24 protein-coding genes are annotated in these 26386 nt (G+C 73.5%); 13 read left to right on the plus strand and 11 right to left on the minus strand.

Translation table 11 applies throughout. The features are described from left to right. Positions 1-20: 20 nt before the first annotated feature. Together ACH4N1_RS19910 and ACH4N1_RS19915 are read left to right on the plus strand one after the other, a co-directional pair. Positions 21-521, plus strand: coding sequence for a metallophosphoesterase family protein (locus ACH4N1_RS19910; RefSeq protein WP_398098693.1), 501 nt, complete (start codon positions 21-23; stop codon positions 519-521). Between the two features lie 167 nt (positions 522-688). Continuing rightward, a complete protein-coding gene (locus ACH4N1_RS19915) occupies positions 689-2560 on the plus strand; it encodes a cellulase family glycosylhydrolase (RefSeq protein ID WP_398098695.1) in 1872 nt (623 codons plus the stop codon). Between the two features lie 57 nt (positions 2561-2617). Here ACH4N1_RS19915 and ACH4N1_RS19920 read toward each other — a convergent pair whose 3' ends face one another. After that, entirely contained in the window at positions 2618-3874 is a 1257-nt protein-coding gene (locus ACH4N1_RS19920; protein ID WP_398098696.1) for a YncE family protein, read from the minus strand. Between the two features lie 171 nt (positions 3875-4045). On the opposite strand from ACH4N1_RS19920, the gene ACH4N1_RS19925 reads away from it, so the two are divergent. Further along, the gene (locus tag ACH4N1_RS19925; protein ID WP_398098697.1) at positions 4046-4735 is read left to right on the plus strand and encodes a TetR/AcrR family transcriptional regulator; all 690 of its coding nucleotides are present in this window, start codon (positions 4046-4048) and stop codon (positions 4733-4735) included. Between the two features lie 105 nt (positions 4736-4840). On the opposite strand, the gene ACH4N1_RS19930 is transcribed toward ACH4N1_RS19925, so the two are convergent. After that, positions 4841-5206, minus strand: a complete 366-nt coding sequence (locus ACH4N1_RS19930; protein WP_398098698.1) for a nuclear transport factor 2 family protein — start codon at positions 5204-5206, stop codon at positions 4841-4843. Positions 5207-5377: 171 nt separating this feature from the next. Here ACH4N1_RS19930 and ACH4N1_RS19935 point away from each other — a divergent pair, with 171 nt between their 5' ends. Beyond that, positions 5378-5677 (plus strand): hypothetical protein, encoded by a 300-nt coding sequence (locus ACH4N1_RS19935; protein WP_398098700.1) that lies wholly within the window; start codon positions 5378-5380, stop codon positions 5675-5677. A 66-nt stretch (positions 5678-5743) separates the two neighbouring features. On the opposite strand, the gene ACH4N1_RS19940 is transcribed toward ACH4N1_RS19935, so the two are convergent. Next, entirely contained in the window at positions 5744-7498 is a 1755-nt protein-coding gene (locus ACH4N1_RS19940) for an ABC transporter ATP-binding protein (protein WP_398098701.1), read from the minus strand. Between the two features lie 171 nt (positions 7499-7669). On the opposite strand from ACH4N1_RS19940, the gene ACH4N1_RS19945 reads away from it, so the two are divergent. From ACH4N1_RS19945 to ACH4N1_RS19965, 5 genes are all read left to right on the plus strand, one after another. Further along, a complete protein-coding gene (locus ACH4N1_RS19945) occupies positions 7670-8758 on the plus strand; it encodes an S-(hydroxymethyl)mycothiol dehydrogenase (protein ID WP_398098702.1) in 1089 nt (362 codons plus the stop codon). Continuing rightward, positions 8758-9387 carry an MBL fold metallo-hydrolase gene (locus tag ACH4N1_RS19950; protein WP_398098705.1) on the plus strand — a complete coding sequence of 210 codons (630 nt, stop codon included), beginning with the start codon at positions 8758-8760 and terminating at the stop codon, positions 9385-9387. Before ACH4N1_RS19945 ends, ACH4N1_RS19950 begins: the two co-directional genes overlap by 1 nt. Positions 9388-9521: 134 nt before the next feature. Beyond that, entirely contained in the window at positions 9522-10436 is a 915-nt protein-coding gene (locus ACH4N1_RS19955) for an SDR family oxidoreductase (RefSeq protein WP_398098706.1), read from the plus strand. Positions 10437-10869: 433 nt separating this feature from the next. After that, positions 10870-11565, plus strand: coding sequence for a L,D-transpeptidase family protein (locus ACH4N1_RS19960; protein WP_382788449.1), 696 nt, complete (start codon positions 10870-10872; stop codon positions 11563-11565). Between the two features lie 129 nt (positions 11566-11694). Then, a complete protein-coding gene (locus ACH4N1_RS19965) occupies positions 11695-11877 on the plus strand; it encodes a hypothetical protein (protein ID WP_366056482.1) in 183 nt (60 codons plus the stop codon). Positions 11878-12013: 136 nt separating this feature from the next. Here ACH4N1_RS19965 and ACH4N1_RS19970 read toward each other — a convergent pair whose 3' ends face one another. Both ACH4N1_RS19970 and ACH4N1_RS19975 read right to left on the minus strand, forming a co-directional pair. Beyond that, on the minus strand, positions 12014-13414 hold the full coding sequence (locus tag ACH4N1_RS19970) for a S1 family peptidase (protein ID WP_398098708.1): 1401 nt from the start codon (positions 13412-13414) through the stop codon (positions 12014-12016). A 118-nt stretch (positions 13415-13532) separates the two neighbouring features. Next, positions 13533-14363, minus strand: a complete 831-nt coding sequence (locus ACH4N1_RS19975; protein ID WP_398098709.1) for an SAM-dependent methyltransferase — start codon at positions 14361-14363, stop codon at positions 13533-13535. Positions 14364-14504: 141 nt separating this feature from the next. Here ACH4N1_RS19975 and ACH4N1_RS19980 point away from each other — a divergent pair, with 141 nt between their 5' ends. After that, a complete protein-coding gene (locus tag ACH4N1_RS19980) occupies positions 14505-15683 on the plus strand; it encodes a MalY/PatB family protein (RefSeq protein WP_398098710.1) in 1179 nt (392 codons plus the stop codon). 29 nt (positions 15684-15712) lie between these two features. Further along, complete coding sequence (locus ACH4N1_RS19985) at positions 15713-16099, plus strand: PPOX class F420-dependent oxidoreductase (protein ID WP_398098711.1); 387 nt, start codon at positions 15713-15715, stop codon at positions 16097-16099. Positions 16100-16170: 71 nt separating this feature from the next. Here ACH4N1_RS19985 and ACH4N1_RS19990 read toward each other — a convergent pair whose 3' ends face one another. The 4 genes from ACH4N1_RS19990 to ACH4N1_RS20005 all read right to left on the minus strand — a co-directional run bounded on the left by ACH4N1_RS19990 (position 16171) and on the right by ACH4N1_RS20005 (position 21475). Next, a complete protein-coding gene (locus tag ACH4N1_RS19990; RefSeq protein ID WP_398098712.1) occupies positions 16171-18960 on the minus strand; it encodes a hypothetical protein in 2790 nt (929 codons plus the stop codon). Positions 18961-19200: 240 nt separating this feature from the next. After that, a complete protein-coding gene (locus tag ACH4N1_RS19995) occupies positions 19201-19617 on the minus strand; it encodes a zinc ribbon domain-containing protein (RefSeq protein WP_363090060.1) in 417 nt (138 codons plus the stop codon). Between the two features lie 165 nt (positions 19618-19782). Beyond that, positions 19783-20541 carry a TetR family transcriptional regulator gene (locus ACH4N1_RS20000; RefSeq protein WP_398098713.1) on the minus strand — a complete coding sequence of 253 codons (759 nt, stop codon included), beginning with the start codon at positions 20539-20541 and terminating at the stop codon, positions 19783-19785. Positions 20542-20626: 85 nt separating this feature from the next. Next, a complete protein-coding gene (locus tag ACH4N1_RS20005) occupies positions 20627-21475 on the minus strand; it encodes a bifunctional methylenetetrahydrofolate dehydrogenase/methenyltetrahydrofolate cyclohydrolase (protein ID WP_398098714.1) in 849 nt (282 codons plus the stop codon). A gap of 226 nt (positions 21476-21701) precedes the next feature. Between ACH4N1_RS20005 and ACH4N1_RS20010 the strand changes: the two genes are divergently transcribed. Together ACH4N1_RS20010 and ACH4N1_RS20015 are read left to right on the plus strand one after the other, a co-directional pair. Beyond that, positions 21702-22529 carry a hypothetical protein gene (locus ACH4N1_RS20010; RefSeq protein WP_398098715.1) on the plus strand — a complete coding sequence of 276 codons (828 nt, stop codon included), beginning with the start codon at positions 21702-21704 and terminating at the stop codon, positions 22527-22529. Between the two features lie 80 nt (positions 22530-22609). Beyond that, positions 22610-23302, plus strand: a complete 693-nt coding sequence (locus tag ACH4N1_RS20015; protein ID WP_398098717.1) for a peptidoglycan-binding protein — start codon at positions 22610-22612, stop codon at positions 23300-23302. Between the two features lie 126 nt (positions 23303-23428). Here the strand turns inward: ACH4N1_RS20015 and ACH4N1_RS20020 are convergent, their stop codons facing one another. Continuing rightward, positions 23429-25840: a SpoIIE family protein phosphatase gene (locus tag ACH4N1_RS20020; protein ID WP_398098719.1), complete on the minus strand. Its 2412-nt coding sequence runs from the start codon at positions 25838-25840 to the stop codon at positions 23429-23431. A gap of 100 nt (positions 25841-25940) precedes the next feature. Further along, positions 25941-26315, minus strand: a complete 375-nt coding sequence (locus ACH4N1_RS20025; protein ID WP_398098720.1) for a hypothetical protein — start codon at positions 26313-26315, stop codon at positions 25941-25943. Between the last annotated feature and the right edge of the window lie 71 nt (positions 26316-26386).

A 26386-nucleotide genomic window follows, 5' to 3' on the forward strand; every position in this document is an offset into this window, starting at 1 on the left:
CGCCGCCCCACGCCGCGGCCGTGCGCCTGCTCCTGATGTCCGACACCCACCTCCCCCGGCGGGCCAAGGCGCTTCCCGCGCCGCTGCTGGACGCGCTCGGGGAGGCTGACGTCGTCGTGCACGCCGGGGACTGGGCCGACACGGCCACCCTGGACCTGCTGGAGCGCCGCAGCCGCCGGCTGATCGGCGTGTACGGCAACAACGACGGTCCCGAACTGCGCGCCCGCCTCCCCGGGACCGCGTACGCCGACCTCGGCGGACTGCGCCTGGCGGTGGTCCACGAGACCGGCCCCGCGCGGGGCCGGGAGGCCCGCTGCGCCGCCCGCTTCCCCGACGTCGACGTCCTGGTCTTCGGCCACAGCCACATCCCGTGGGACACCACCGCCCCCGGCGGGCTGCGGCTGCTCAACCCGGGCTCCCCGACCGACCGGCGGCGTCAGCCGCACCACACCTACCTGACGGCCGCCGTGGACGGGGGGCGGCTGACGGACGTCGTCCTGCACCGGCTGCCGCCCCGCTGACGCGGGCGGCTACCGCGCGGCGCGTGGCGGGTGGACCGCCCCCGTCGTCGCACCGGAACGCCCGCGCGGCATCACCGCCGGGGCGCGGGCAACGCTGGAGCGCGGGCACCTTACTCCTGGGTCAGAAGCTATTGACGGTGTCCGGGAAAGATCGGACTGTAGTGGACATGCCGAATATTCGGGCACGTCTGCTCGCTGTTCTGGTCGTCCTCTGCGGACTCTGCGGGTTCCTGACGGTGGCGGGCACCCCGGCCGCCACCGCCGCCCCCCTCCCCGACTCCCTCCCGTTCGACGGCACCGCGCTCACCGTGTCCGGCGGCCGCTTCGTGGACGGCACCGGCCGCGAGGTCGTGCTGCGCGGCTACAACGTCTCCGGCGAGACCAAGCTCGCCGAGAACGGCGGCCTGCCCTTCGCCTCCGTCGCCGACGCGAAGAAGTCGGCGACGGCCCTGCGCGCCCTCGGCGGCGGCAACTCCGTGCGCTTCCTGCTCTCCTGGGCCTACGCCGAACCGGTGCGCGGCCAGGTCGACACCGCCTACCTGGCCGCCGCCACCGACCAGCTGCGCGCCTTCCTCGACGCCGGCATCCGCGTCTACCCCGACTTCCACCAGGACCTCTACTCCCGCCATCTCTTCGACCCCGACAGCTGGTATACGGGCGACGGCGCCCCCCGGTGGGCGGTGGAACTCGGCGACTACCCCGACGAGTCCTGCGGGATCTGCCTGTTCTGGGGCCAGAACATCACCCAGAACGGCGCGGTGAAGGCCGCCCAGCACGACTTCTGGCACAACGCCCACGGCCTTCAGGACGCCTTCCTCGCCACCGCCCAGCAGACCATGACGTACGTCCGACAGCACCTGAGCGCCGAGGAGTTCGCCGGCGTCATCGGCTTCGACCCCTACAACGAGCCCTACGCCGGCACCTACGACTCCGGCCAGGGCAGCCGCACCTGGGAACGCGATCTGCTGTGGCCCTTCTACGTGAGGTTCCGGGCCCGGATGGACGCGGCCGGCTGGCAGGACAAGCCCGCCCTCGTCGAGCCGAACATGTTCTGGAACGCCAACATCGCCTCCCAGAAACAGGAGGGCGGCCTCCTCGACGCGGGCACCCTCGGCTCCCGCTACGTCTTCAACACCCACTTCTACGACCAGAAGGCCATCTCCGCGATCCTGATGTGGGGCAAGGCGGCCGACGGCCAGTACGCCACCGACTTCGCCGCCGTCCGCGACCGGGCGGCGGCGGCCGGGACGACCGCCGTGGTCAGCGAGTTCGGCCATCCCCTCGCCGGCACGGTCTCCGACAAGGCGCCGACCGTCCTCAAGGCCATGTACCAGGCCCTCGACTCGCGGGTGAAGGGCGCGGCCTGGTGGACGGACCCGGCCGGCTCCGGACCGGTCCTGTCCGGCAGCCAGTGGCAGTGGGACATCCACCACGGCCGCCACCACGAGCTGATGAACGGCAACCCCGACAAGGTGCTCACCACCGGCGACGCCTGGAACGACGAGGACCTCTCCGCCGTACGCCTCGACGACGGCGGCAAGGTGACGCTCCGTCAGGACGCGCGGCTGCTCGACCGGATCTACCCGAGCGCCACCTCCGGCACCACCCTGGCCTTCACCTACGAGGACCGCTCCCGCGACGGCTCGACCACCCTCACCTGGAACCCGGTGCCGAGTTCGCTGCCCGGCGTGGCGCAGCTCGTGGGTTCCGGACAGTACGGACTGCTCGTGTGGCGCTCCGGCAGCGGCTCGGCACCGACCGAGCTGCACCTGCCCGCCTCGTTCCCGGCCGCGTCGACGACCGTGGTCTCCGACCTCGGCACCGTCCACGCCCCGCCGGCGTACACCGCCACCGGCCCGGTCGGTGTCGCCGCCGAGCCGGGCGGCACCGGAAGCCGGCGACTGCTGCTCACCGACACCGACTCGGGCACCGTGCACTACGCCCTGGTGACCAACGGCGCCACCGCCCCGGCCCCGGCCCTGCTGGCCGCGGCCCGCGGTGAACTGGCCGCGTGGGCGGCGCGGCGGATCGGCGGGTGACGGGCCCGCCCGTGCGCCGGGCCCGTCCGGCCCCCGCGCACGGGCGGGTGTCCCGGCTCAGCCCGCCGGAGACGTCCAGTCGGCCGCGACACGGCCGAGCCGCACCCGCTGCGGGTGGTCGCCCACCGGCACCGAGACGACCTTGCGGCCGGTGGCGAAGTCGATCGCCGTGACCTGGTCGGCCCCGCTCTCGGAGACGACGCAGTCCTTGCCGTCGCCGCCGACCGTCGCCCAGTACGGCTTGGAGACGGGGACCAGCGGGCCCTCCTGGAGGGTGGCGCGGTCGACGACGGTCGCGTAGTCGTCCATCGTGCCCGCCACGCACAGCTTGCTGCCGTCCGGCCGCATCGTCAGCCCGTGGTGCCGGGAGTCGTTGACGAACGTGGTGCGGTCGTCGTTCGTGGCGGGGTTCTTCGGCAGCGTCTTGGTCCGGGTGATCCGGTCCGTGGCGACGTCGTACTCGAAGAAGCCGTTGAAGAACGAGACCTGGAAGTACAGCTTGGACTCGTCGGGGGAGAAGGCGGCCGGGCGCACGGCGTCGGAGTAGTCCGACAGGCCGATCGCGTCCAGCCGCTGCCGCATGTCGATCGTCTTCACCGGCCGGTACGTCGTCGCGTCGACGACGGTGATGCGCCGGTCGCCCTTGGTCCAGTCCAGCCACGGCGCGTCGAGGGCGGTGGTCACGTCGCCGATCGACATGGTCCAGATGTACTTGCCGTCCTGGGTGAAGACGTTCTCGTGCGGCTTGTCGCCCGTGGCGTACGAACCGAGCTGCTTCCCGGTGTCGATGTCGAGCACGTGGACGGTGTTCGACGTCGACGCGGAGACCGCGACCCGCTTGCCGTCGGGGGAGACGGCCATGTGATCGGCCCGGTAACCCGACACCGGGAAGCGCCACTCGACGGCTCCCGTCGCCACGTCGATCGAGACGACGTCGGCGAAGCTGGGCCGGGAGACCACCACGGAGGCGCCGTCGGGCGTGGAGTACATGTCGTCGACGAACTGGTCGTGGCCCTCGCCGACGCTGTTGCGGATCGTCATGAAGGCGATCCACCGGATCGGGTCGGCGTTGATCTCCGCCATCCGCTGGTCCTTGTCGGGAACGACGTTGATCCGGCCGATCTTCGCGTAGTCCCCGGTGGACTTGATGACGTCCGCGGTGCCGTCCCAGTTGTTGGCGACCAGCAGCACCTGGCGCAGCGCGGCGGCGTCGGTGGCGGGGGGCGCGGCGGTGGCGGCGGCGGTGGGGGCGGTGACGGTCAGGACGAGGGCGGCGGCTACGGAGCAAAGGTGCCTGGTTCTGAAGGCAGCCATGACTGCTCTCTCCTCTGGGGTGGGGGCACGTGCGGGCAGCTGTGCAGGGAGGTCCCGAATCTGAACACGCAAGCGTTCAGAGTTGACTTACTGGAAAGTAAGGAAGGGGTGCCCTTCGCCACAAGGCGCGTGCACGACAAAATCGGGAGACCGGGCGACGAGGGAGGAACCGTGGCGGGCAGGCTGAGGGCGCCGACCGGCCGCTACGCCGGCAAGTCCGCCGCGGAGCGGCAGGCCGAGCGGCGGCGCAGGTTCCTGGACGCGGCGCTGCGGCTGTTCGGCGGCACCCCCGGTTACCGGAACACCACGGTCGCGGCGCTCAGCGAGGCGGCCGGCCTGTCGACACGGCAGTTCTACGAGGAGTTCCGCACCCTCGAGGACGTCCTGGCCGCACTGCACCTCCAGGTCAACGACCGGTCCGAGGAAGCGGTCGTGGCCGCCTTCGCCGCCGCCCGGCACCTGCCGCTCGCGGAGCGGGTCGCCGCGTTCTTCCGCGCCTACGCCGGCAGTCTCACCGCCGACCCGCGCCGCATCCGCATCACCTTCGTCGAGATCGTCGGCGTCAGTGCCCGCATGGAGGAGCAGCGCCTCGCGCGGCGCGCCCGCTGGGTCGAGCTCATCTGCGCCGAGGCCGACGCCGCCGCCGGCCGGGGCGAGGCCGCCCCGCGCGACTACCGTCTCGCCGCGACGGCCTTCATCGGCAGCGTCAACGGCCTCCTGCACGACTGGAGCGCGGGCTGGGTGGACGCCACCCTCGACGAGGTGGTGGACGAACTGGTGCGGCAGCTGCTGGGCATCCTGCGGCCCGCGGAATGGAACCCGCGAAGCAGCCCGCGAGGAGGCCCGGAAGGGACCTGTTGACGGCCGGTCCGCACGGGCGCACCGGCCGTCGTGCCGACCTCCTCACCCCGCCCCCTCCTCACCCCGCCCCTCGTCCCGTCCGCCGCCGGCCGCCCTCCTGCTCGTCTACTCGTCCCACGCCTGGATCATCGTCTGCCCGACGATCTTGCCGTCGCGCAGGGTGATCATCGACTCGGACAGGACGCGGACGCCGTCCGCGTACTCGCAGGACTCGCTGAAGGCGGCGTGGTCGCCCTGCACCACGCAGTCCTCCAGCCGGTGGGACATGTCCCGGCTGTACACGTCCTCGAGCATCGCGGCGATCTCGTCGCGGCCGTGCAGGACCGCCGGGTGGCTGGGCTGGGTGTTGCGGTCCACGACGCGGATCTCCGCGTCGTCCGCGTAGAGCGACAGCAGCGTCGCCGGTGTCTGGCCTTCTATGCCCCTGCGCAGGGTCTCGGAGTCGAAGGCGGAACCCGTCGCGGTGCCCATGGTGACCTCCTTCGAGGACCACGGACCGCGGGGGACGGCCCGGCGGGCCCTCACCCTTCGAGACTCCTCCGCCGCACCGCGCTCGGCAAGCGCAGGCCCCCCGTTGCGTCCGTCGGGTGAGCGCCGCCCGGCACCCGTGTCCGCGGGGCCGCCCCGCGCGTTGCTGCAGGCATGATCTCCACTCGTCGCATCGTCGCCGTCGCCGCTCTCGCCGCCGGGATCACCGGCCTCGCCGCACCCCTGGCGAGCGCCGCCGAAGCCCCCGCCGCGGGCAAGCTGAACCCGCTCAGCGCCCTGGACTCGCTCGCCGAGGCGCAGGTCCCCGCCGAGCAGCGGGGCGAACTGCCCTCGGTCTCGGGCCGGCTGGGCGAGCTGAACAAGGTGAAGGGGCTCCGGCAGCTCAACGAACTCCAGCAGATCACCGGCCTCGTCGCCCCCGTCACCGGCCTGGTGCCGGCCGTCCGGACCTGACGCACGGCCGCGGGATCCCGCAGGCCCGGTGGGGCCGCCCGGAGCACGGGCGGCCCCACCGGCGTGTCAGCCCGCCGTCGCCAGGAACTGCGTCGCCGCCAGCTCGGCGTAGAGCGGGTCGGCGGCCACCAGTTCACGGTGGGTGCCCACCGCCCGCACCCGCCCGGCCTCCATGACGACGATCCGGTCGGCCGACGTCACCGTCGACAGCCGGTGGGCCACCACGAGGACGGTGGTCGTGCGGGCCACGTCCGCGACGGTGTCGCGCAGGGCCGCCTCGTTCACCGCGTCCAGCTGGGAGGTCGCCTCGTCCAGCAGCAGCAGCCGCGGGTTGCGCAGCAGGGCACGGGCGATCGCCACCCGCTGGCGCTCACCGCCGGACAACTTGGTCCCGCGGTGCCCGACCAGCGTGTCGAGCCCGTCCGGCAGACCGCCGACCAGCGTGTCCAGACGGGTCGTCTTCAGCACCTGCCGCACGGTGTCGTCGTCGGCCTCCGCGTTCCCCAGCAGCAGGTTGTCGCGCAGCGTCCCCGACAGCACCGGGGCGTCCTGCTCGACGTAGCCGATGGCGGCGCGCAGCCGGCTCAGCTCCCAGTCCGGCAGCGGACGGCCGTCGAAGGTGATCGTCCCGGAGCCGGGGTCGTAGAACCGCTCGATCAGCGAGAACACCGTCGTCTTGCCGGCGCCGGACGGGCCGACGAACGCGGTCATGCCGCGCGCCGGCACGTCGAACGTCACCCCGTGATGGACGTACGGCAGATCGTCGGCGTACCGGAAACGGACGTCGGTGAAGGCCAGCGAGGCCGGTTCGGCCGCCGGCGAGGGCAGGGCGGCGGGGCGGGACGCCGGTTCGGCGGGCAGCAGCAGCGTCTCCTGGATGCGGCCGAGCGCCGCCGAGCCCGCCTGGTACTGCACGACGGCGCCGATGACCTGCTGGATCGGCGACATCAGGTAGAAGACGTACAGCAGGAACGCCACCAGCGTCGCGATGTCGATCGCGCCCGTGGCGACCCGCGCCCCGCCGACGGCCAGCACCGTGATGAACGCGCTCTGCATCGCCAGACCGGCCGTGTTGCCCGCGGCCGCCGACCACTTGGCGGCCGACACGCTCTGCCGCCACGAGTCCTCCGCCGCCGCGTGCAGCGCCTCCTCCTCGCGGTCCTCGGCACCCGCCGCCTTCACCGTGCGCAGCGCGCCCAGCACCCGCTCCAGCGAGGCGCCCATCATCCCCACCGCGTCCTGCGCCCGGCGGCTGGCCCGGTTGATGCGCGGCACGATCACCCCGATGACCGTCCCGGCGACCAGGATCACCGCGAGGGTGACCCCGAGCAGCACCGGGTCCACCACCCCCATCAGCACCACCGTCCCGACGAGCGTGAGCCCGCCGGTGCCGAGGCCGACCAGCGAGTCGGTGGTGACCTCCCGCAGCAGGGTCGTGTCCGAGGTGATGCGGGCCATCAGGTCACCGGGCTCGCTGCGGTCCACCGCCGCGATCCGCAGCCGCAGCAGGTACGACGACAGCGCCCGCCGCGCGCTCAGCACCACCGACTCGGCCGTGCGCCGCAGCACGTACGAACCCAGCGCGCCCACCGCCGCGTTGGCGATCACCAGGACCGACAGCAGCACCAACGCGCCGGTGATCGCCCGGTCGTGGGACAGGTCGTCGATCAACCCCTTGGCCACCAGCGGCAGCAGCAGCCCGGTCGCACCGGTGACCAGCGAGAGCAGCGCCCCCGCCAGCAGCGTCCAGCGGTGCGGTCTGACGTAGTGGAGCAGCAGCCGCCACGGGGGCTGGACGGCGGCCGTCTCTGCGATGCTCACGAGGCTCCTCGATGCCGGTCGGGTTGCGGCGTTCAGGCTACGTCGCCGCCCGCCGGGACCGGCCGCGGGACGGCCTTCCCTCCCGTGACCTGGCTCGTCGTGCGTGCGTACCGATCACTCACGCGTAGGGTCGGAGGCGGACGGTCGGCCGCCGACGAAAGGAACAGCACCATGGCGCAGGAAGTGCGCGCAGTGATCGCACCGGGCAAGGACGAAGCGGTGCGGGTGGAGACGATTCTCGTCCCCGACCCCGGTCCGGGGGAGGCGGTGGTGCAGATCCAGGCGTGCGGGGTGTGTCACACCGATCTGCACTACAAGCAGGGCGGTATCAGCGACGACTTCCCCTTCCTGCTGGGCCATGAGGCGGCCGGTGTGGTGGAGTCGGTCGGTGAGGGCGTCACCGACGTGGCCCCCGGCGACTTCGTGATCCTGAACTGGCGGGCGGTGTGCGGCCGGTGCCGGGCCTGCCGGCGGGGCCGCCCGTGGTACTGCTTCGACACCCACAACGCGACGCAGAGGATGACTCTCGCCTCGACGGGGCAGGAGCTGTCCCCGGCGCTGGGTATCGGCGCGTTCGCGGAGAAGACGCTGGTCGCCGCGGGGCAGTGCACCAAGGTCGATCCGTCCGTGTCGCCGGCGGTGGCCGGGCTGCTGGGCTGTGGCGTGATGGCCGGGATCGGTGCCGCGATCAACACCGGCAACGTCGGCCGTGGCGACACCGTCGCGGTCATCGGCTGTGGCGGGGTCGGTGACGCGGCGATCGCCGGGGCGAACCTGGCGGGCGCGGCGAGGATCATCGCCGTCGACATCGACGACCGCAAGCTGGCCACCGCCCGCACGATGGGCGCCACCCACACCGTCAACGCAAAGGAGACGGATCCGGTCGAGGCGGTCCGCGAGCTGACCGGCGGTTTCGGCGCGGACGTGGTGATCGAGGCGGTCGGCCGCCCGGAGACCTACCGGCAGGCCTTCTACGCCCGCGATCTGGCCGGCACCGTGGTGCTGGTGGGGGTGCCCACTCCGGAGATGAAGCTGGAACTGCCGCTGCTGGACGTCTTCGGACGCGGCGGCGCGCTGAAGTCGTCCTGGTACGGCGACTGCCTGCCCTCCCGCGACTTCCCCCTGCTGATCGACCTGCACCTCCAGGGCCGCCTGGACCTCGGCGCGTTCGTGACCGAGACCATCGGACTCGATCAGGTGGAGCAGGCCTTCGAGCGGATGCACCACGGCGACGTGCTGCGCTCGGTGGTGGTGCTGTGATGGCCACCCGCATCGAACGCGTCGTCACCTCCGGCCGGTTCCGCCTCGACGGCGGCACCTGGGACGTCGACAACAACGTCTGGATCGTCGGCGACGACCACGAGGCCGTCGTCATCGACGCCGCCCACGATGCCGACGCCGTCCTCGCCGCCCTCGGCGACCGCCGGCTGACCGCCATCGTGTGCACCCACGCCCACAACGACCACATCGACGCCGCGCCCGCCCTCGCCGACGCGACCGGCGCCACGATCTGGCTGCACCCCGACGACCTCCCGCTGTGGCGGATGACCCACCCCGACCGCGAGCCCGACGCCCACCTGGTGGACGGCCAGGTCATCGAGGTCGCCGGCGCCGACCTCACCGTGCTGCACACGCCCGGCCACGCGCCCGGCGCGGTCTGCCTGTACGAGCCGGGGCTCGGCGTCCTCTTCACCGGCGACACCCTCTTCCAGGGCGGCCCCGGCGCCACCGGCCGCTCCTACTCCCACTTCCCGACCATCATCGACTCCATCCGCGACCGTCTCCTGACCCTCCCGCCCGAGACGAAGGTCCTCACCGGCCATGGCGACCCGACCACCATCGGCGCGGAGGTCCCCCACCTCCAGGAGTGGATCGCACGGGGCCACTGACCGGCCCGCCCGGCACCGCCCTCGGCCGACCGGGCGACCCCGCCGCAAAAGGCGACAGAAGATGTCCGGCTTCCACGTGATCCTCGATCGACGGCGATGACGTCGTCGACGAAGACACCCACAGGAGGTCGCACATGTCCGGTCCGCTGGAAGGCAGGGTCGCCCTGGTCGCCGGGGCGACCCGCGGAGCGGGGCGGGGCATCGCCGTGGAACTGGGGGCGGCCGGCGCCACCGTCTACGTCACCGGCCGCTCCACCCGCGCCCGCCGCTCCGAGTACGACCGCCCCGAGACGATCGAGGACACCGCCGACCTGGTCACCGAGGCGGGCGGCCACGGCATCGCCGTACCCACCGACCACCTCGAACCCGCCCAGGTCCGCGCGCTCGTCGACCGGATCGCCGCCGAGCAGGACCGCCTCGACCTCCTCGTCAACGACATCTGGGGCGGCGAGAACCTCTTCGCCTGGGACACCCCCGTCTGGGAGCACGACCTCGACGACGGCCTGCGGCTGCTGCGGCTCGCCGTCGAGACCCACGCGATCACCAGCCACCACGCCCTGCCGCTCCTGCTGCGCCGGCCCGGCGGCCTGGTCGTCGAGGTCACCGACGGCACCGCCGAGTACAACCGCGACACCTACCGCGTGAACTTCTTCTACGACCTCGCCAAGGCCTCCGTCCTGCGGATGGCCTTCGCCCTCGCCCACGAACTCGGCCCGCGCGGCGCCACCGCCCTCGCGCTCACCCCCGGCTGGATGCGCTCCGAGATCATGCTCGACCAGTTCGGGGTGCGCGAGGACAACTGGCGCGACGCCCTCAAGGCGGTCCCGCACTTCGCCATCTCCGAGACGCCCCGCTACGTCGGCCGCGCCGTCGCCGCCCTCGCCGCCGACCCCGACGTCGCCCGCCGCAACGGGCAGTCGCTGTCCAGCGGATCGCTCGCCCCCGAGTACGGCTTCACCGACCTCGACGGCAGCCGCCCCGACGCCTGGCGCTACCTCGTCGAGGTCCAGGACGCGGGCAGGCCGGCGGACACGACGGGCTACCGGTGAGCCGCTCCCGCGGCCGGCCCCGATCCCGGCCGGGACGCCGGCCCGTGCCGCGCTTCCCGGCCGCGGCCGAAATCAGCCGGCCGGTGCGGCGGCGAGCGCCGCGAGCACCCGCTCGCCGTCCTCCTCCGTCGTACGCCAGTTGCCGAACGCCGCCCGCAGCCCCGGTACCCCGCCGTACACCGTCGGCGTCAGGAGGGTCCCCCTGGACTCGGTGACCGCCCGCGTCAGGGCGGCCCCCGCGTCTGCGGCACGATCCGCCGGACAGCCCCTGGGCAAGCGGCGGGCCGTCGCACCCGGTCCACCCGGGAGGAAGCGGACCGCGGGGAAGTTCACCGTTTCGTCACAGAACGGGCGGCACTACAACCGAAGCGCCGGTGAACGGGTCTAGTGGGTGGAGTCGCCGGAATCGGGCCAGGGAGAGGCAGTGGCAGTCATGGGGGACATACGCAGACGAGGTGCCGTCGTGCTCGGGGTCACGGGGCTGATCGCGCCGCTGACGCTCGCGCTGGGCGCGGCGCCCGCACAGGCCGCGAGCTGCACCACGCAGGCCGGGCCGTACCAGAAGCAGGTCGAGAAGTTCCTCGGCCGGCCGGTCGACGGGAAGCAGTCGTCGGCCGACTGCAAGGCCGTCCAGGCCTTCCAGAACAAGCACGGCATCACGCCGAACATCGGCTACGCGGGACCCGTCACCTGGGGTGTGATGGATCTCATGAACAAGCAGAAGGCGGTGGGCACCAAGCCCAACAAGGCGGGCAAGTGCCCGACCAACAAGGGCCGCATCGCCTGCGTGAACCTCACCCTCCAGATCAGCTGGATCCAGGACGGCAGCCGCCTCGTCTACGGGCCGGTCCCGGTCCGCACCGGACGCGACGGCTACGAGACCCGTACCGGCCTGAAGAAGGTCTACTGGCGCAACATCGACCACGTGTCGAGCATCTACAACGTGCCGATGCCGTACAGCCAGTTCTTCGACGGGGGCCAGGCCTTCCACTCGGTCGGCGTCAGCATGTGGAACCCGCCCGGTTCGCACGGCTGCGTCAACATGACGAAGACGACCGCGAAGAAGTACTGGTCCCTGCTCAAGACCGGCGACGACGTCTTCGTGTACGGCCGCAAGCCGGGCACCTGACCGACACTCGACCGGCGGCGCGCGAGCGGACACGGCGGAACGGACGTGATCAGTGACACGTCCGTTTTGTCCGTTTAGCTCGTGTATTGCTCACGTCGCCTTCACCCCGGGCGCCGTAAGATTCACACCATGTCCACCACTGTTGAACACCTGACCGAGCGCTCGGCGCGATCGGCCGCGGAGGTCAACGAGGAGATCAGAGCCCTGTGGCTCCGGTCGGGCGGGACACTGACGGGCGAGCAGCGCGAGGAGTACCGGCGGCTCGTCCTGGAGTGGGCCGCCGTGGCCCCGCAATCGGTCGAGGCGGCCTGACAGCCGTCCGGCCGCGGGGCCTTCCGCCTCGCAGCTCCGCCTCCGCACCTCCGTCCGGGCACCCCTCGCGGGTGCCCTTCTCGTTGACCGGCGTCACCGAAGGCGCCCCGCGTCACCGAAGGCGCCCGACGCCACCTCACCCCCAGCTCGCCGAGTACTGCCGCTGGTACGCCTTGCGGTCCTGCTCCGCCCGGATGTACCGGGTCGCCACCAGCGCGACCAGACTGCCCGCGATCACCAGCAGGCCGGGCCCGATGTTGCGCGGATCGGTGAGCCGCGCCGCCAGCGACACCGCGTCCGTGCCGCCCGTCACCGGCGTCGTCGAGCCCGGCGTGACCGACCCCGGGGCCACCGCCGCCTGCGTCGGTGACGACGACGGCTCGGGAGCGCCCTCGGACGGCGCGGGCGAGGCGCCGTTTCCCGCGGCGTCGGACGGTGCCGCCACGATCAGCTGCACCCCGAGCTGTGCCAGCGCCTTCGTCACCGGCTGGAAGAAGGTCGTACCGCCCGTCGTGCAGTCACCGCTGCCGCCCGAGGTGACGCCGAGCGCGATGCCCTCGGAGAACATCGGCCCGCCGCTGTCGCCGGACTCGGCGCACACGTTCGTCTCGATCAGCCCGGAGACGGTGCCCTCCGGATAGTTGACCGTCGCGTCGAGGCCGGTCACCTCGCCGTCGCGCAGGCCCGTCGTGCTGCCGCTGCGGAACACCCGCTGTCCCACGGCCGCGTCGCCGACGCCCGTGATCCGCACGCCGTTGCCGTCGCCGATGGCCACGATGTCCGCCCCCGGGCCGGCCTCCCCGCCGGCGTACTGCACGAGCGAGAAGTCGGAGCCGGGGAACGTCGAGTTGACCGTCCGGCCCACCTGCCGGGTGCCCTGGTTGTCCGCGAACCAGCTCGCCCCGGCGGGGCCGCAGTGTCCGGCGGTCAGGATGAAGTCGTCCGACCCGTTGGTCACGTTGAAGCCCGCCGAACAGCGCCCGCCGGTCGACAGGATGGGCTGGGCGCCGTTGAGCCGGGTGGTGAAGGCGCCTTCGGTGCGCTCCATGCGGACGAAGCCGCCGAGGCCCGACGCCACGTCCGTCATCCGCCCCCAGTCGGAGGCCGACACGGTACTGTCGCCGCGCACCACCACCTGGTTGGACCGGTAGTCCATCACCCACGCGGTGCCGGCCACCCGGGGCGCCGAACGCAGCGCAGCGGCAGCCGACTTCAGCTCGTTCATGCTGTGCCCGACCACCTTCGCCTCGGCGCCCGCCGCGCGGACCGCCGCGGCCGTGGCCTCGTCGGTGACCGCGACGACCGGACGCCCCGCCGAGTCGACCCAGGTGCCCGCCGTCCGCGAGGTGCCGAGCCGCTTCACCAGATCCGCGCCGGTGCTCGCGACGGACCGCGCCGCGCCGCCCGGCACGGTCGTGGTGGCGGGCGTCTCGCTCGCCATGGCGGCCTGCGTGACCATGGCGCCCCCCAGGAGGAGCCCGCCGACGGCCGCCAGCCGTGTCGCTCGCCTGACGATCCGTCGTCGTACGTGCCTCATGCCTGGCTCCCGGGAACAGCGAACGCGCGGTACGACACCGCGGGGTCCTCCGGTCGTCGAGGACCCTCACTTCCTTACGTGCCGGGACCCGGCCGCGTTCAGCCCGGAAACGATCACCTCACGGCTTGCGGGCCACCCCGCCGAACATGGCGACCTCCGCCGGCTCCGCCCCGCCGCTCTCCTCCGGCCGCCAGCGCGAGCAGGACACCACGCCCGGCTCCAGCAGCTCCAGACCGTCGAAGAAGCGGGTCACGTCCTTCGGCGTGCGCTGGGTCAGCTTCGGCGTGCCGTGCTCGTTCCAGAACCTGACGGCCTCGTCGACGTCCGGCATCGACGGGCTGGTGACGGTGTGCGAGAGCACCAGGTGACTGCCCGCCGGCAGCCTGTCCACGAGCCGGCGCACCAGGGCGTACGGGTCCTCCTCGTCGCCGACGAAGATGACGACACCGAGCAGTATCAGCGCCACGGGCTCGCTGAAGTCCAGTGTCCTCGCGGCGTGTTCGAGGATCGCGTCGACGTTGCGCAGGTCCTCGTCGAGGTAGTCGGTACGGCCCTCGGGCGTGCTGGTGAGCAGGGCGCGGGCGTGCGCCAGGACCAGCGGGTCGTTGTCGACGTAGACGATCCGCGCGTCCGGGGCGGCGGCCTGCGCCACCTCGTGGGTGTTGTCCGCGGTGGGCAGGCCGGTGCCGATGTCGAGGAACTGGCGGATCCCGACGTCGTGGACCAGGTGGCGCACGGCACGGCCCAGGAAGAGGCGGTCGGCGCGGGCGTACTCGCCGATGCCGGGGTGCAGCCGGCGGATCTGGTCGCCGGCCGCGCGGTCGACCTCGTAGTTGTCCTTGCCGCCCAGCCAGTAGTTCCAGATGCGGGCGGTGTGCGGCTGGTCGGTGTTGATGCGGTCGCGCAGCGACTGCGCCGCCTTGTCCACGGCCGGCGGGTTCTCGGTCACGGAGCTGCTCCTGGGATGCCTGGTGTCTGCGGTTGTTCCGGGTCAAGGAGCAATCTAGACCGGTCAGTTGGCCTCCGGGCCCGGTCCGCCGCTTTGCGCCGCGGCAGCCGGCCGCCGGTGACGGCCCTCTATCTTGGGCCCATGACCAGGATCCCGCACGCGTCGTCCGGTGAACCGAATCCGCTGCGCGCCCTCACCCTCGACCGCCTCCGACGCCGGACGAGCATGAAGTGGCGCACCTACCCCGACGACGTCCTGCCGCTGTGGGTCGCCGAGATGGACGTCCCGCTCGCCGAGCCGGTCGTCCGGGCGGTCGGCGACGCGATGACCCTGGGCGACACCGGCTATCCGGCGGGCAGCGGCTACGCCGAGGCGCTGGCCGCGTTCGCCGCGAAACGGTGGGGCTGGCACGGTCTCGCGGTCGGGCGGACGGCGATCGTGCCCGACGTGATGCTGGGCGTCGTCGAGATGCTCCGGCTCGTGACCGGGCCCGGCGACCCGGTCGTCGTCAACCCGCCGGTGTATCCGCCGTTCTTCGCGTTCGTCGAGCACATGGACCGCCGGATCGCCGAGGCGCCGCTCGGCGCGGACGGGCGGCTCGACCTCGATGTCCTGGAAGCGGCCTACCGGCGGGCCACCGCGGGCGGCGGGCGCGCCGCGCACCTGCTGTGCAGCCCGCACAACCCGACCGGCACGGTCCACACCGCCGGCGAACTCGCCGCCGTGGCCGCCCTCGCCGACCGGTACGGCGTCCGGGTGGTCGCCGACGAGATCCACGCCCCGCTCACGGCCGCCGGCGTCGACTTCGTGCCGTACCTGAGCGTGCCCGGCGCGGACGGCGGCCTGTCGCTGATGTCGGCGTCGAAGGCGTGGAACCTGGCCGGGCTCAAGGCGGCCCTCGCCGTCGCGGGCCCCGCGGCCGGAGCCGACCTGGCGCGGCTGCCGGAGGAGGTCGGTCACGGTCCGAGACACGTCGGCGTCCTCGCCCACACCGCCGCCCTGCGCGACGGCACGGCCTGGCTGGACGCCCTGCTCACCGGCCTCGACGACAACCGCCGCCTGCTCGCCGGCCTCCTCGCCGACCAGCTGCCCGGCGTCGGATACCGGCCCGGCGAGGGGACGTACCTGGCCTGGCTGGACTGCCGGGCGCTCGGTCTCGGCGACGACCCGGCGCGGGTCTTCCTGGAGCGGGGCCGGGTCGCGCTCAGTCCCGGCCCGGACTTCGGCACCGGCGGCGCCGGGCACGTACGGCTGAACCTCGCGACCTCGCCCGACATCCTCACCGAGGGGGTGCGCAGGATGGCCGCCGCACTGCGCTGACCCCCGGCGCGCGTGCCTACACTGCGGGCATGGACGACAAGGCGCTCGACCGGCTCGGAGCAGGGAAATACCTGCTGATCACCAGCTACCGCAAGAACGGGACCGGGGTCGCCACCCCGGTGTGGGTGGTGCGCGACGGGGACGCCCTCGGGGTCTGGACGGTCGCCGACTCCTGGAAGGTGAAGCGGATCAGGGCCCGCGGCGACGTCATGGTCGGTCCCTGCGACGTGCGCGGCAACCCCACCGGGGAGCAGGTCCCGGCCCGTGCCGAGATCTGCGACGCCCGGACCACCGCCCGCTACCGCACCCTGCTCGCCCGCAAGTACGGCGTCCTCGGCCGCCTCACGCTGCTCGGCAGCAGGCTTCGGCGGGGCTCGGACGGCACGGTCGGGATCCGCGTGACCCTCGACGGCTGAGGGGGCGGGGACCGTCCGGCCCCCGCCCCCTCCCGCCCGCGCGGGCCACGTAGCCCCCGCGGCCGCGGGGGCTACGGCGCGTCCGTCACCGTTCCGGTCCGGACGGGACGGCCGGGCAGGGGCTCGCCCTCGTCGTCGGTGAGCGCCAGGCGCACCGACTCGGCCGGCTCGGCCACCTCGTCCGCCGCCGTCACCACGGTGAGGTCGGCGGTGGTGGTCCCGGCCGGGACGTTCACCCAGAACCACAGACCCGCCTGTGACAACGGGCGCTCCGGGTCGGGCAGTTCACCGGTCTGGTCCATCAGCCACCGCGGGTCGACGTCCTTGGTGGACAGCTCGGCGCCCTCGGTGACCGCGAGCACCCGCACCGGCTGCCAGAACTCCGCCTCCGCGGGTTCGGACAGGGAGAGCCGCCAGGCCAGCGTTCCGCCCTCGGTGACCCGGTCCGTGACCGGGGTCAAGGTGACCTCGGGCTCGGGGTCGTCGTTCTGCGCGGTGACGCCACCCCGGTAGGAGCCGACGACAGCGCCGCGCACGGCCTTCGCGAGGAGGTCGTGCTGCTCGTCGTAGCCGAAGCGGGTGTCGCCCCGCACCTCGACCGGCACGTCGACCGGGGTGGCGCCGGGCCGTACCGTGACGAGCCGGTCGACGGACCGGCCGGTGCCGGGGTCGAGGACGGAGAAGCGGACCGTGCCGCTGCCGTGCCCGGAGACCCGTACCGGGATGTGGTAGGTCCGGGTCCCGGAGTCGCCCTCCTTGACGGTGAGGCGCCCGATGTCGACGCGCGGCAGGGCCGCCGCCCGCACCGCGGGACTACCGGGCGCCCAGCCCCAGGCGTCCATCAGCCAGGCCTTCCCCGACGCCGAACGCGGGGTCAGCTCCAGCGACCTGACGTGGCCGAGGTCGAGTCCGGCGCGGGTGGCCGCGGTCAGCGGGACGCGCACTTCGCGCGCCCAGTAGGAGGCGGTGCGCTCGCTGCCGGGCAGCCCGTCGACCGTGATCCGGCCGAGCCGGGCCCGACGGCCCGCGGAGTCGGTGACCGACACGTCCAGCTCGGTGCCGGTCGTGTTCGGCGGCACGAACACGCGCAGCGCCAGGCTCCCGGCGCCGGTGAGGGAGAGCGGTGCGGCCGGCCGTACGCGTGTCGCCGTGCCCGGTGCCGTCCAGTCCAGTGCCACCGCGCCGCGGCCGGCCTCCTCGTCGGTCTGCCACCACGCGAAGTGGGGCGAGGACCCCTTGGTGCCCTCGGGCAGACAGGCCTCGGCGGGGTCGGGGTCGACCGCCGCGCACAGCCTGCCGCCGGTCACCCGCACCCCGCCGTCGGGCAGGAACCCGGCCGTGCGGCGGGCGCCGACGGCGTGGGTCAGCACCCTGGCCGGGTCCGCGGACGGGGCGCGCCGCCCCGAGCCGTCGAGCAGCGGGCGCACCCGGTCGTCACCGGCGACGAACAGCCGGGCCGCGGCGGCGATGTAGGTGGCGCCTGCCTGGTGCTGCTGGTCGGCGGTCAGCCGGGTACGGGTGCCCGCGGAACACACCGGGTCGGGCTGCTCCGGGTCGTCCCAGAAGTCGTCGGAGGAGGGCGCCTCGGACCGGCCCGGCGTCCACTCGGTGTTGAAGAAGTTGTGGTTCGCGCCGATCACGTACACGGCGCTGTGCAGGGCGGTGCCACGGCTGACGCCGCGTGTGCCGTCGACGTACACCTCGCCCTGGAGGTCGGAGACGTCGCCGTCGCAGCCCGGCAGGATCGTCGCGGACGGCACGTCGGCGACCGGATTCTGGCCGAAGACCGTCGGTCCGACGAGGACGGTGCCGCGGATCTTCCAGCGCACCGGACCGCGGTAGCCGTCCTGGGCGGCCGGCGGCGGGTACAGGCTGTCCATCGCCGCCCGGTTGACGCCTTCGCCGCCGCGGGAGTGCCCGACGAGCAGGACGCGCGAGAGGTCGGCCGTCGGGACGCCGCGCACGGCCGCCGGGGCGGTGCCGGGGCGGGCGGCCCAGCCGGCCCATTTCGCCAGATGCTGCCGCACCAGCGAGGACCGGGCCTGTGCGCCGCCGTCCTCGGCCTCCCAGTCCTGGCCGTTGATGCCGTTGGCGGAGATCGACACCGTCACATAGCCCTGGGAGGCGAGGAGTTGCTGGTCCTTCAGGTACCCCCGGTGGCTCGGGACCGCCTTCGTCCCGGCCGGGCAGGGCCAGTCGCCGGTCACGTCGTCGGTGCCCGGCTTGTAGCAGGTGCCGTGACGGCCGTGCAGGAAGAGGGCGAGGGGCCGCTTGCCGGTGGCGCCCCGGGGCGCCACGACCACGGCCCGCATCTCGACCGGCGCGGCGAAGCCGGGCAGCTTCACCGGGTCGAGGCCGTACTCGCCGGTGAGCGTGCGGTACGCGCCCGGCCTGCCGGGGTCCACCGGGTTCGCCGGGAGCGCCGCCGGGGGCCTCGCGGCGGACAGCGCGTCGCGGTGTCGCCTCGCGACCTGCCCGGCCGGCGCGTCCAGCCGGCGTCCGCCCGACAGGACCTGGAGGTCCCTCAGCCGCGCGTCGCCGACGGCGTCGAGGGGCAGCCGGAACGTGCGGCCGTCGTCCTCCCGCTCCGGGGCGCCGAGCACCCGCTCGCCGGCGCGGAACTCCACGCGGGCGTCGCCCATGGGCACGGGGACGGGGGAACGCCACACCAGCTCGCGCGCGGCTTTCCCGCCGCCGATCCGCCAGCCGGGCGGCAGAGCGCTGTCGGAGGACGTGGTCGACGTTCCCGTCTCGGTCGTTCTTGTCTCGGACGGTTGCTGGGCTTGTGCCAGTCCCGGTGTTCCCGCCAGGGCCGCGAGCGCGGCCACGGCGGTGACACCTATTCGCCGGGCACGGATCAAGGGTCCACTCCTCAACGTTCGGAGCGCGGGAGCCCCGTCCGTATCCGGAGCCCCTCACGCCACGAAGGAAGGGAAAGGGGACCTGTGGGTTGCCTGTGCCGACCGTTGGGTGTCGCGTTCCGCCCGCGCGGGACAGGAATTCGGTCACCCGCAACTGCCCGTGCCGTCAACGTACGTGACCGATTCGTCCGCGAGTGACGGAGCGAAGGGTCATTCGTCCGCGAGTGGCGGAGCGAAGGGTCAGTGCCAGGCCCGGTACGGCTCGTCGAGCAGCTGGAAGACCGGCTCGCCCCGCACCGGGTCCTTGGCCGTGGACAGCCGGACCCGGTCGCCGCTGTGGATGCCGATGAGCGGGCCCGTCACCCGGCCGCGCACCACGAAGCCCTCGGCCATCTCGACCAGGGACACATTGCGCGCGGACGGGGTGTTGCGGTGCACCACCGTCGCGTGGCGGACCGTCCCCGTGCCCTCGCTGCGCTCCGTGCGCAGGTCGCTGCCCTGGCACACCGGGCACAGCAGCCGGTGGTACATGGCGGTGCCGCACCAGGTGCAGCGCTGGAAGAGGATCGCGTCCGTGTCCGTTGCGGCCCTGCGGTCGAGAAGGCTCGCCGAGGTGCCCGCCGCCTGCTGAACGGCGCTTCCTGAGTGGTGGTACACGCTGGTCAACTCCCTGCACTTCGGCCGGAATGCGCCGTGCGCGGCTCACCCGGGCACGGGCGTGCGCGGTTCGCCGTGCCACCGTGCACGCCCACAGGGTATGGCACTCAGTGCCACCCGTAAAGGCACTGCGTACCCCCAATCTGGCGGGGTCCCGCTGCCGTCCTACCCGCGCCCGAGGGTCGTCTCGATCTCCTGCACCACCCGCCACAGGGGCGCTCCGCGCCGCGACACGACGACGACCACGTCCTCCGGGCGTTCGGGGTCCCCGCCGCCCCCGGAGCGTTCGGTGCGCCCCGGACGCTCCGGGGGCGGCGAGGTGTCCGGAGCGCCGAACGCGGACTGCACGTACCCGAGGGCGTGGTCCACCGTCGTGCTCGCGTCGCCCGTGCCGTCCGAACGCAGCCAGGAGCGCAGCGCGTTGTTGTGGGCGGCTACCACGGCGGCCGCGGTCACCTCGGCCCGCAGGTTCCCGTCGGGCCGGCCGGTGAAGCGGCCCCGCAGGTACTCGGCGAGGGCGCGCTCGTAGCGCCACACCACCGACAACTCGTACGCGCGCAGTCCCGGCACCTGTTTGGTGAGCCGGTAGCGCTGCACGGAGAAAGAGGGGTTCTCCGCGTACATCCGCAGCACGAGCCGGGCGGCGTCGCACACCCGGCGCACCGGCTCGTGTCCCTCGTCGCTCGCGGCGAGGAAGGCGGTCATGTCGGCCAGGCAGCGCTCGTGGTCGGGGAAGACCACGTCCTCCTTGGAGGGGAAGTAGCGGAAGAACGACCGCCGTCCCACTCCCGCGAGGGCCACGATGTCGTCCACGGTGGTCTGTTCGTAGCCCCGTTCCAGGAAAAGCCGGAAGGCCGCCGCGACCAGGGCGTCCCGCATGGGAGGCTTGGGGCCGGCCGCCTCGGCGCCGTCACGGGAGCTCATGGCAGGGAACGTAACACCCGGCCGACAACGATGGCACTCAGTTCCCTCTTCCGGGGAACCGAGTGCAGTCGCCGGGGTGACGCCGTCAGAACCGTTCGGCCGCCTCGACCACGTTGGTCAGCAGCATCGCCCGCGTCATCGGGCCGACCCCGCCGACCGGCGGCGCGAACGACCCCGCGACGCCGCTCACGTCCGGGTGGACGTCACCGAGGATGCCCTCGACGGTGCGGGTGAGACCGACGGACAGCACGGTCGCGCCCGGCTTGATCCAGTCCGGCGTCACCATGTGCGCGACACCGGCCGCCGCGACGACCACGTCCGCCACGCGCGCGTGCGCGGCGACGTCCTGGGTGGCCTCGTGGCACAGGGTCACGGTGGCGTGCTCGGAACTGCGGGTCAGCATCAGGCCCAGCGGCCGGCCCACCGTCACCCCGCAGCCGATGACGCAGAACTGCTGGCCGGTGATGGCCACGTGGTTGCGGCGCAGCAGGTCGATGATGCCGCGCGGGGTGCAGGGCAGCGGCGCCGGTATGCCGAGCACCAGCCGGCCCAGGTTGGCCGGGTGCAGACCGTCGGCGTCCTTCACCGGGTCGATCAGCTCCAGCACGGCGTGCGTGTCGATGTGCGCGGGCAGCGGGAGCTGCACGATGAACCCGGTGCACGCCGGGTCGGCGTTCAGCCGCAGCACCGCCGCCTCCACGTCGGCCTGCGAGGCGGTGGCGGGCAGCTCGACGCGGATCGACGCGATGCCGACCTGGGCGCAGTCGCGGTGCTTGCCGCCGACGTAGGAGCGGCTGCCCGGATCGTCGCCGACGAGGATCGTGCCGAGCCCCGGGGTGATGCCGCGCTCCTTCAACGCCTCGACGCGCAGGGCGAGTTCGTTCTTGATGTCGGCCGCGGCGGCCTTGCCGTCCAGGAGTGTTGCGGTGGTCACGAAAGTCGCGAGCCCTTCAGGAGTACCGAAGACGTACAGCGGAGACGACGGGGAAGACGACGCTGTCCCGGACCGGTCGGACGATCCGATACCCGACCCTTTCATCGTACGTCCCGCCCGCCCCGGGGCCGTCCCGGCGAGGACTCCGCCGCCGGGCCCCGCGCGCACCCCCTCCCGGCCTCCGACGTACGCTGCCCGCACCGCCCGCACCGCCGAGGAGTCCCGCATGTCCGCCGTCCGCCGCCGTCTCCTCTACGTCACCGACCTCGCCTACGAGGCCCGCGGGCGCCGCTACGGCGACGAGGACGTCTTCCTCACCTCCCGGCTGCGCGCCCACTTCGACCTCGCCCTGTGCCACCCCCGGGAGGCGGCCGCGCTGATGGACGCCTTCGACGCCGTCGTCGTCCGCAACAGCGGCCCCGTCCTCGGCTACCGGGAGGAGTACGAGGCCTTCCGCGAGCGGGCGCTGGGCGCCGGCACCCGCGTCTACAACCCGCTCACGGGCCGCGCCGACATGGCGGGCAAGCAGTACCTCCTCGACCTGAGCGCCGCCGGTCTCCCGGTGATCCCCACCGTCGACCGCCCCGAGGACCTGCATCGGCTGCCCGCGTCCGACCGCTATGTGGTCAAGCCCAAGCTGGGCGCCGACTCCCTGGGCCTGCGGATCGTCGCCCCCGACGCCCTGCCGGACCTCGCCGACGGCACCACCCTCGTCCAGCCGTGCGTCGACTTCGCCCACGAGATCTCCTTCTACTTCGTCGACGACGACTTCCAGTACGCCCTGTACGCCCCGCACCCCGACCGGCGCTGGCAGCTGGAGCCGTACGACGCCACCGCGCGGGACCTGGAGTTCGCCCGCCGCTTCGTCGACTGGAACGGCCTTCCGCACGGCATCCAGCGCGTCGACGCCTGCCGCGCCCCGGACGGCGAACTGCTGCTGGTCGAGCTGGAGGACCTCAACCCGTACCTCTCCCTGGACGTCCTGGACGACAGGACGCGGGACGCCTTCGTCGCCGCCGTGACCCGTTCCCTGCACCACTTCCTCGCCGGCTGAACCCCGCCGCCCCCGCGCCCGTATCTCTCCCCGGGAACGCGGGGAGACCGGTACCGGACCCGGTACGGAGGGAGAGCAGCGTGCCGACAGCGGACGAGCCCGGAAAGCCGCACGAACGCCCGGTCCTGGAACCCGTCCGGGTCCTCAGACCGCGCAACACCGACGCCCTCGCGGAGCTGTTCCGCGAGCTCACCGAGCTCACCGAGCTCACCGAGCTCACCGAGCTCACCGAGCTCACCGAGCTCACCGAGCTCACCGGGGACACCGAGGACACCGAGGATTACGACAGCGTCCCCCTGCCGGCCGGGGAACGGACCCAGGAACTCCCGCCGGTGCCGGCCGCGGAGCCGCCCGCCGTCCGCGGCCCCGGACCGCGCCGGGCCGCCGTCGCCGCGGCCGCCGTGCTCGTGGCGGCGCTCGTCGGGTTCGGCTGCGCCCTCCTGCTGCCGGACGACGGCCGGGAGACCGCCGCCCGGACCCTCCCGGGCGCCACCACGCCCGTCACCACCGTGCCCGTCAGCACCGCGCCCCCGGCCGACCCCGACGGCCCCGGCACCCTGCGCGAGGGCGCCACCGGCCCCGAGGTCACCGACCTCCAGCAGCGCCTGCGGCGCATCCCGGACGTCTACGACGGCGGCGCCACCGACGGCCGCTACGACACCGTCCTCACCGAGGCCGTGGCCCGCTTCCAGCTCTGGTACGGCATCCGCGGCGACGAGAGCGGCGTCTACGGCGACGACACCCGCCGTGATCTGGAATCACGCACCGGCTGACGGGACGACGCCCGGGACCCTCCGCCGGGTTCGAGAACACCCCGGCCGCCCACGCCTTCGCCCGCCTCCGGGGTCTCACCCCCGTCGGCGGACGAGGGGAAACAGCGCCGGCCGGCACGCCGTAGGTCATTCGGGGGACGGCGCCCAGGCGGGCTGTTCGCTCTCGCCGGGGACCCCGATGTCCAGCACGCACACGTCGTCCCGCCGTTCCGCCTCCAGCAGTGCCCCGAGCAGCCGGTCCAGCGGGGCCGAGCCGTCCCTGCCCGGCAGCACGGCGGCGCGGGCCAGCCGCTCCAGGCCGCGGTCGATGCACTCCGAGGGCCGCTCGACGAGGCCGTCGGTGTACAGCACCAGGCGGTCGCCGGGCGCGAGGCGGCACTCGGACTCCTCGTAGCGCGCGGTGTCGGTCGCGCCGAGCAGCATCCCGAAGGGCCGGTCGAGGTAGCGGGCCTTGCCGTCCCGCACCAGCAGGGGCGGCGGATGGCCCGCCTGCGCCCAGACCAGCCGCCCCTCGCGGGGGTTGTAGCGGGCCAGGACCATGGTCGCCGTGCCCTGCGGATCGCGGGAGTGCAGCAGCAGGGCGTTGAGCCGGGCGAGCGCGCCGGTCAGCGACGAGCCGGTGATGACCATGCCCTTGGCGGTGAAGCGCAGCAGGGCCATCGCGGCGACCGCGTCGACGCCGTGCCCGGCCACGTCGCCCACCACGAACAGGGCGTCGCCGTCGGGCAGTTCGATGGCGCTGAACCAGTCGCCGCCGACGTTGAGGCCCGACTGCGCGGGCAGGTACGCGATGTCGACCCGCAGTCCCGAGAGCCGTACGGGCTGCTTCGGCAGCGGGAGCAGCGCGTCCTGGAGCCGGGCCGCCATCGTGCGTTCGGCCTGCAGCACGCCGTGCTGGGTGAGGATGGCCCGTTCGCTGGCGACGAGGGCGAGTTCGGCGCTGCGTTGCGCGGTGATGTCCTGGACGAAGCCGTGGACCTCGACCGGGGTGCCCCGGTCGTCCGGCACGGCCTCGGCGACGAGCCGCAGGTGCCGGGCCCCGTCGCGGGTGGCGATCCGGAACGGCACGTCGCAGGGCCGGCCCTCCAGCACCAGGTCCGTGACGGCGCCGGCCACCGCGGGCATGTCCGAGGGCAGCGCCAGGGTCGCCAGCTGGGCCAGCGGCACGGCGCCCCGCGCGGGATCGCGGTCGAGGATGGCGAAGACCTGGGAGGACCAGTTCACCTCGTCGGTGACCAGGTGCCAGTTGGCCCAGCCGAGGTTGCCGAGCCGCTGCACGTCCGCGAGGCGCTGTTCCTGCCGGTCCGAGGGGGCGTGCCGGATCCAGTTGAGGACCAGCCCGTCGCCCAGCCGCGCCACCCGCGCCGAGTAGGTGGCCAGCTCGCCGACCCCGGCCACGACCTGCTGCTGGGCGAACGGCTCGCTCTCGTACGGTCGTCCGGAGGCCAGGGTGTCCAGGCAGCCCTGCCACAGGGGTTCCCCGGCCGTCGCCGGCCAGCACTCCCGGAAGCGCAGACCGAGCAGTTCCCGGCCGCGGCGGCCGACGGTGTCGGAGGTGTCCGCGGTGGCGGCGTCGATGCGGAAGTCCTCGACGTCCCCGGACGGGGAGCGCAGCGGGGCGAGCAGGACCGAGGTGCCCGGGAGCCGGTCGAACACGGTCCGCACGGCGTCCGCGTCCGCGCCGGTCGCGGGGTGCTGCCGGATGCCGAACATCCGCAACGGCCCCGCGCACAGCCGGGCGGCGGAGAGCAGGTGCCGGCGGGCGTCGGGGGCGAACGGCTCCGCGCGGCGCCGGAAGACGCCGATGGCGACGTCGGCGGACCCTCCCCCGTCGGTCACGGGCAGCCAGGCGCGGGTCGGCCACCGCTCGGCGGGTTCCCCGATCAGCTGGTAGCGCCACCGGTCCGCCCGTGTGTTCTCCAGCCAGCGCGCCTCACCGGAGTCGAGGACGTCCAGCGCGGCGATCCCGCTCAGTGGCGGCACCCGGCGCCACTGCTCGACGAGCACGTCGTCCACGCCCGCGTGTCCGACGAGTTCGAGTCCGCCGGCCGGCAGCCGCGTGTAGATCATCACGGCCTCGGCCCCGATGTCCGGGGGGAGGTGGTCGAGCAGGCAGCGGGCGAGGTCCCGCGGTCCGCCGACCCGGACCAGCGCCCGGGCGAAACGGGCCAGGGCCTCGCCGTCGGGTTCCGCGCCGGGCGGTGCGGGTGACGGAGGGCGGTCGGCGACGTCGTCGGCCCGGGGCGGCAGCGCGGCAGTGCTGCCGGACGGGGCCAGGCCCCCGAGCGTGATCCAGCACTCCTCGAGCAGGGTCCGCCCGGCCGCCTTGGCCCGGTGCTGAAGCTCCTCGTGGGCGGCGTCCAGGGAGCAGCCGGTGCGGGCCATGAGGGCGCCCTTGGCGCGTTCCAGTACCACCGAGGTCGCGGCCGTCTCCTGGAGCCGGTCGAGCTCGGCGCGCTGACGCGCGACGACCTTGGCCAGGGCGGCCAGATCGGGTACGGCACCGGTCTCGGAGGGCCGGGCGGCTTCGCTCGTCACGTCTTGAGCATCGCATACCGGCCAGGGTCCGGGCAGGGGCTTCCGGCATCGCTCCCGCCAGCGGTGATGCCGGGTGGAGCAGGGAAACGGAAGGTGTCGTTCAGTGTCTGGGGCCGCTCTCCACGAGCGCCTCGGAGACCGCGCGGACACTGCGGGCGATGTGCTGGAGCTGCATCACCTCGGCGGCGTACAGCTTGATCGTGTGCTCGATGACGGACTCGGGCAGACCGAGGCGCGGCAGGTCCGCGCGGGCGGTCTGGAGCGCGGTGCGGGCCACCCGGATCTCGTGCTGGACCTGGATCTGCGCGTGGCGGGCGAGCAGCACCGGGTGGCGCAGCAGCGCGGGGTAGCTCGCATAGCGTGCCGGTACCAGCTCGCGCAGCCACTTGGCAGCGGAGCGCTCCCAGTCGTAGCTGCCGGGGGTCTTGACCTGGCACGGCCAGTCCGGGCTGATGCGCGTCGTCGTCAGAGGCATGGTGATCGCTTCCGGGTGTCTGTCGTCGTGACGGGTGGTCCGACGGTTCTGGGCGGCCCCGGCCCAGGGGA

It is taken from the genome of Streptomyces sp. NPDC017202 (assembly GCF_044331705.1).
Taxonomy (GTDB): Bacteria; Actinomycetota; Actinomycetes; order Streptomycetales; family Streptomycetaceae; genus Streptomyces.

What these genes read in the sequence shown, in the direction of transcription:
- ACH4N1_RS19915 (WP_398098695.1), top strand. Translation starts at nt 689, where the DNA reads ATGCCGAATATTCGGGCACGTCTGCTCGCTGTTCTGGTCGTCCTCTGC.
- ACH4N1_RS19920 (WP_398098696.1), bottom strand. Translation starts at nt 3,874, where the DNA reads ATGGCTGCCTTCAGAACCAGGCACCTTTGCTCCGTAGCCGCCGCCCTC.
- ACH4N1_RS19930 (WP_398098698.1), bottom strand. Translation starts at nt 5,206, where the DNA reads ATGGGCACCGCGACGGGTTCCGCCTTCGACTCCGAGACCCTGCGCAGG.
- ACH4N1_RS19935 (WP_398098700.1), top strand. Translation starts at nt 5,378, where the DNA reads ATGATCTCCACTCGTCGCATCGTCGCCGTCGCCGCTCTCGCCGCCGGG.
- ACH4N1_RS19945 (WP_398098702.1), top strand. Translation starts at nt 7,670, where the DNA reads ATGGCGCAGGAAGTGCGCGCAGTGATCGCACCGGGCAAGGACGAAGCG.
- ACH4N1_RS19950 (WP_398098705.1), top strand. Translation starts at nt 8,758, where the DNA reads ATGGCCACCCGCATCGAACGCGTCGTCACCTCCGGCCGGTTCCGCCTC.
- ACH4N1_RS19955 (WP_398098706.1), top strand. Translation starts at nt 9,522, where the DNA reads ATGTCCGGTCCGCTGGAAGGCAGGGTCGCCCTGGTCGCCGGGGCGACC.
- ACH4N1_RS19960 (WP_382788449.1), top strand. Translation starts at nt 10,870, where the DNA reads ATGGGGGACATACGCAGACGAGGTGCCGTCGTGCTCGGGGTCACGGGG.
- ACH4N1_RS19965 (WP_366056482.1), top strand. Translation starts at nt 11,695, where the DNA reads ATGTCCACCACTGTTGAACACCTGACCGAGCGCTCGGCGCGATCGGCC.
- ACH4N1_RS19970 (WP_398098708.1), bottom strand. Translation starts at nt 13,414, where the DNA reads ATGAGGCACGTACGACGACGGATCGTCAGGCGAGCGACACGGCTGGCG.
- ACH4N1_RS19980 (WP_398098710.1), top strand. Translation starts at nt 14,505, where the DNA reads ATGACCAGGATCCCGCACGCGTCGTCCGGTGAACCGAATCCGCTGCGC.
- ACH4N1_RS19985 (WP_398098711.1), top strand. Translation starts at nt 15,713, where the DNA reads ATGGACGACAAGGCGCTCGACCGGCTCGGAGCAGGGAAATACCTGCTG.
- ACH4N1_RS20000 (WP_398098713.1), bottom strand. Translation starts at nt 20,541, where the DNA reads ATGAGCTCCCGTGACGGCGCCGAGGCGGCCGGCCCCAAGCCTCCCATG.
- ACH4N1_RS20010 (WP_398098715.1), top strand. Translation starts at nt 21,702, where the DNA reads ATGTCCGCCGTCCGCCGCCGTCTCCTCTACGTCACCGACCTCGCCTAC.
- ACH4N1_RS20025 (WP_398098720.1), bottom strand. Translation starts at nt 26,315, where the DNA reads ATGCCTCTGACGACGACGCGCATCAGCCCGGACTGGCCGTGCCAGGTC.